Annotated in this window: 5 protein-coding genes and 1 pseudogene; 2 read left to right on the forward strand and 4 right to left on the reverse strand. The window is 57.3% G+C overall.

Annotation, left to right across the window (positions count from 1 at the left end):
• Window positions 1-40: 40 nt before the first annotated feature.
• Window positions 41-955 carry a DDE-type integrase/transposase/recombinase gene (locus ACN9MY_RS29640; RefSeq protein WP_426336542.1) on the forward strand — a complete coding sequence of 305 codons (915 nt, stop codon included), beginning with the start codon at window positions 41-43 and terminating at the stop codon, window positions 953-955.
• Window positions 952-1,776, forward strand: a complete 825-nt coding sequence (locus tag ACN9MY_RS29645) for an ExeA family protein (protein ID WP_426165678.1) — start codon at window positions 952-954, stop codon at window positions 1,774-1,776. Before ACN9MY_RS29640 ends, ACN9MY_RS29645 begins: the two co-directional genes overlap by 4 nt.
• A 164-nt stretch (window positions 1,777-1,940) precedes the next feature.
• Here the strand turns inward: ACN9MY_RS29645 and tnpB are convergent, their stop codons facing one another.
• The 4 genes and pseudogenes from tnpB to ACN9MY_RS29665 form a co-directional block, all read right to left on the reverse strand.
• Window positions 1,941-2,252, reverse strand: coding sequence for an IS66 family insertion sequence element accessory protein TnpB (gene tnpB / locus ACN9MY_RS29650; protein ID WP_426165680.1), 312 nt, complete (start codon window positions 2,250-2,252; stop codon window positions 1,941-1,943).
• A gap of 64 nt (window positions 2,253-2,316) precedes the next feature.
• Window positions 2,317-2,544 (reverse strand): annotated as a pseudogene (gene tnpA, locus ACN9MY_RS29655) (IS66 family insertion sequence element accessory protein TnpA); the annotation flags it as partial.
• 562 nt (window positions 2,545-3,106) lie between these two features.
• Window positions 3,107-3,568 (reverse strand): hypothetical protein, encoded by a 462-nt coding sequence (locus ACN9MY_RS29660; protein ID WP_426165682.1) that lies wholly within the window; start codon window positions 3,566-3,568, stop codon window positions 3,107-3,109.
• 12 nt (window positions 3,569-3,580) lie between these two features.
• Window positions 3,581-4,504, reverse strand: a complete 924-nt coding sequence (locus ACN9MY_RS29665; RefSeq protein WP_426319513.1) for an immunity protein Imm33 domain-containing protein — start codon at window positions 4,502-4,504, stop codon at window positions 3,581-3,583.
• Window positions 4,505-4,506 lie beyond the last annotated feature (2 nt).

A 4,506-nucleotide genomic window follows, 5' to 3' on the forward strand; every position in this document is an offset into this window, starting at 1 on the left:
CCGGCCGGCCAACGATACCGCCGTTTTTCTGCCCAAGAGCGTGCTATACCGCGTGCTCCTGCAGCGCAACCTGTTCACGCGCTCGCAGCTGGCGCCCACCACCTTTTACCGCATGCTGCGCAAAAACCAGCTGCTCGATGAACCAACCATGCACAAGCAGCGCCTCTCCTTCGCCATGCAGTTCGCCAATGAGTTGTGGCAAGCCGACACGCTGCACGGCCCCAGCATCAAACAGGCCGACGGCCAGTGGAAAAAAACCTTCCTGATCGCCTTCCTCGACGACGCCTCGCGCGTCATTACGCACGCCGAGTTCTTTTACCGCGACAATACGGAGAATATGGTGCAGGCCTTCCGTTCTGCCTTGTACAAGCGCGGCAAGCCGCAGCGCCTCTACTTCGATTACGGCAGCAACTACAGCGCCCGCGAAATCGCCCAAGCCTGCCTGCGGCTCGACATCCACCTGTCGCACGCGCCCATCCGCGACGGCGCCGCCAAGGGCAAGATCGAACGTTTCTTCCGGGGTTTTCGCGACCGCTTCCTGACTTTGCATACCCACTTCGCTTCGCTGGAAGAACTTAACCGCCTGACTCACCAGTGGGTGGAGCAGGAATACAACGCGCAATTCCACAGCGGCATCCAGATGGCGCCCGTCGACCGTTTCAACCTGGACCGCAACCGCATCACCTTCCTGGCCGACGACGCCTTTTCGGCCGAGGTGTTTTATGTCGAAGAGGAACGCAAGGTCAGCAAGACCAATGTCTTCTCGATCAATTCGCAACGCTACGAATGCCCGGTCGACCTGCGTGGCAAGGCGGTGCAAGTGCGTTATGACCGCCAGCGGCGCGACAGCTTCATCGTCTACTTCGCCGGCCAGCGCATGGGCCAAGCCAATGCGCTCGACCTGCACGCCAATGCACGCCTTCGCATGCCGGCGGCAACGGGAGAGCGCACATGATCAAGTCCACATTCGGCCTGACGCAGGAACCCTTCTACCGCAAGGATCCGCCCCTGCTGCCGCAACAAAGCGAAGCGCTGGAGATGGTGCAGATCCATGCCCAGCATGGCGGCTTCTGCGTCGTAGTCGGCGATCCCGGCGTCGGCAAATCCGTTATCCGCCAGCACCTGGAACAACTAGGCAAGGCACGTGATTGCGTGGTGGCCAGCTTCACCCAAACCATGCATACCTATCTTCCGATCCTCAAGCAGTTGGGTGAATCGCTGCAGATCAAAGCCGCGCCCAAGGACATTGAAAAGGAGCTGGTGCAGGCGGCCTGGCGCCATGTACAATCGCAGAAGAACCTGTACCTCGTGATCGACGATGCGCACTTGCTCGATGTGCTTATTTTGCGCAAGCTGCGCCTGTTGTTCGAGCGATTCCCGAGCAAGCATAACCTGGTGTTGCTTGGCCAGCCGGAGCTGCTGCATCGTCTCTCGCTGATGTGCAACGAAGACATCAAGAGCCGCATCAGTTATTCAAAGCAGCTGCTGCCGCTCAATGACGAACAGCTGGCCGCGTTCATCGTGGCCGAACTGGCGGCGGTCGGACTGGGCGCCAACACCTTCGACGAGGCGGCGCTGAACGTCGTATTGCGCGCAGTACAAGGCAACCTGAGGTTGGCACGCAATCTGTGCTACGCCAGCCTGGTGGCCGCTTGCATGGATCGACAGCGTATTTGCACAGTCACCCACGTCAACGCAGCGCTGCAGCAACCGCACTGGCGCTCGCACGAAGCGTTACTCAAGCAGCAGCAAGCGCGCAGCGGGGAGAAAGCGTAGCGCATCCTGCCGGCGCCATCACGCAGCGGGAATCCATTGAAGATGATGGGGGCCAGCCGCGCATATCGTAGCGCGGGGAACTTCGGGTCCCCTTTTTTTTCAGCGCAGCTACGACACCAAAACGGCAGACGATACGATCTAAGCGTGGCCAGGCAGGGAAAATTCTACGACGTCAAAGTGGAAAAACGCCGCCAATCTCGCCGAAATCGCTCGACGATAATTTGGCTCGCGATACGATGAAAGCGCGGCGCGCAACACTGGCCGCGATGCAGGCGGCGCACGCACATCCACACGCCATTGCCGTCCCAGCACACGACCTTCAGGCGAGTGTGGCGCCGGTTGCTGAACACGTAGGCTGTGCCATCGCATGGTGGGCGGCCCAGCGCTTGCTGCACATGCAGTGACAGGCGATCGCCCCCAGCGCGAATGTCTACTGGCTGGGTTGCAAGCCAAACTGTCGTTGCCTGCAGCTGCATTACAGACCGCGCAGCAGATCGGCCACCCAAGCTGCCGAGGCGCCTGCTGGAACTCGACGGACCAGCTATGCGGTCCGCGCAAGATCAATGCCGGTGCGCTAACTTCCGCCTTAATCACAACAGGCACCAAGGCCGCTACCGCTGGCTCGCTACGACTCAAACGCCGAACCCAGTAGCCGACTTGGCGGATAGGGTAGCCATGCTTCTGCGCAAAGGCCCGCTGCGACATGCCGCTCTCACGCCATAACGCGATACGCTCCAACCACCGCTGCTCTCGTTCTTGATTTGCCATCCGGTTCTCCAAAGTGAAAACCGAAGTTTGACCAGGCCTTGCCAACTTTCATATGTGGTCGCGTTGAGCGCTTACAGGCAATCTGCGATTGGCGCGCAACCTGTGTTATGCCAGTCTGGTGGAGGCTTGCCGGAATAGTCAGCGTATCTGCACCGTCACCCATGTCAACATGGCGCTGCAGCAACCGCATTGGCGTTCGCACGAAGCACTGCTCAAGCAGCAGCAAGCGCGCGGCGGGGGCAAGGCGTAGGGCATCTTCCCGACTTCATCACGCAGCGGGAACACATCGAAGATGAGGGCGGCCAGCCGCGTACGTCGTAGCGCCAGAGGGACTTCGCGTCCCCATACTTTTTCACTGACGCTACGACGCCAAAGCGGCAGGCGATACGATCCAAGCGTGGCCGGCCAGGGAAAATGCTACGACGTCAACGTGGTAAAACGCCGCCAATCTTGCCAAAATCGCTCGACGATAATTTGGTTCACGATACGATGAAAGCGCGGCGCGCAACAACTGGTCAATTCATATCAGCGCCTTTCGATTACACATATCGCTGACCAAGCATCAACGTAGTTCTCGCACCACTTTGACCGCTCCGCTATTTATCTCTAGCTCAAGCAGGAACTGCTGATCAGCCGTCTCAAACACAACTCCGAATCGATGTTCCGGATCCGTATCAGAGGGTTCAAACCAAAGGAAGCTGCCGTACCTCATAACGCCAGCGATTTCCTGAGCGCTTCCCAAAACATAACATTCCCGTCCTTGCGCATCCATGACAGTCAGTTTTGGAGAACCAGCGGCACCACCAATCTGTGGAATTACCGCGACATGCCCCCTGCCTGGCAAAACTTTGGCCAATACGCCATCTGGGTAATCCAGCGCTAACTGCCTTTGGCCAGCCAGCCAAGACACCCTAACAATTTTGCTCGGTGCCCAGCCGAGTTGGCTGAGCGTCTGGAAGGTCATTCCTGGAACGATCTCTTTGCCGTCCTGGCGGAGTTCGATAAATGCGTCAATCAGATCCACGCTCACACTACCTCACTTGGAAACGCCGGCTGCAATGGGAGCCGGCAAAATCTCAATCGCTTGATTGTGTTCATTGGCGACATCCATGATCTGGTTGCCTTCAATAAAAACCATGAAGCCAGCAGGAAGTGCCAGCACCTCCAACAAAGCCGGACGAAGTTGAATTAGCTGGAACGCGTAAATCGCCTCCAATTCAAATTCAGCATTGCTATTACGAATGCCTATAAACCATCCAGAATCATGCTTTTCCGGATTCGGAGCACTTCTTTCCAAATAAATGGATGGCGCCTGAAGCGCTCCGCGAGCCAGCACGATCTTGTCCTGGAACGAAATCTCTGCCGAAGCACAATTGGCGCGCCGTATAAATCCGGTTTGCTGAGACAACAATGCCAAAGTCACGTCCACACCTTCACGCAAATCCACGAAAGGGTTGCGCTCAAAATCAGGTTCCCATAACGTTAGCGTGCCGTCCGGAGACTGGCCAACCGTAAGCATGGAGAATCCCAACTGAATGCGTTGACCCGCCACTATCGGTCGACCTTGCGCGTGCATGTCTTGAAACAACGAGATTAACCAGGCGACCTGCCCCTTTAACGAAGGCGCCGCCTTCACAGCAAAGGGCTGCTGGCCGATGTAAGCCTGCGTGATTTCTGCTGCTGTTCGCGATTCAAATTGCTGGCGTGCGCCGGCATCAGTAGTTTCAATTGATTCAACACCACCCAGCCTTACGATTCGCACGCCCAGGCCCTTCAGTCGTGTCAACACCGCTGCGGCGAGTTGCGCATCATTAATCTGCAGATCGAAATCACGTCCGTTTGCGTCTCGATAACAAAGCATTTCAGACACGGGGGTCTGTTCAATGTAATAGTCCGCGAGCGTAAGTCCACGTCCGAAAAGATAATCATCGACGTTAGGTAACGGCGTCTGATGTTCCATAG

Source organism: Pseudoduganella sp. R-31 (assembly GCF_049913235.1).
Lineage (GTDB): Bacteria > Pseudomonadota > Gammaproteobacteria > Burkholderiales > Burkholderiaceae_D > Rugamonas.

What these genes read in the sequence shown, in the direction of transcription:
- ACN9MY_RS29645 (WP_426165678.1), top strand. Translation starts at nt 952, where the DNA reads ATGATCAAGTCCACATTCGGCCTGACGCAGGAACCCTTCTACCGCAAG.
- tnpB (WP_426165680.1), bottom strand. Translation starts at nt 2,252, where the DNA reads ATGCAGCTGCAGGCAACGACAGTTTGGCTTGCAACCCAGCCAGTAGAC.
- ACN9MY_RS29665 (WP_426319513.1), bottom strand. Translation starts at nt 4,504, where the DNA reads ATGGAACATCAGACGCCGTTACCTAACGTCGATGATTATCTTTTCGGA.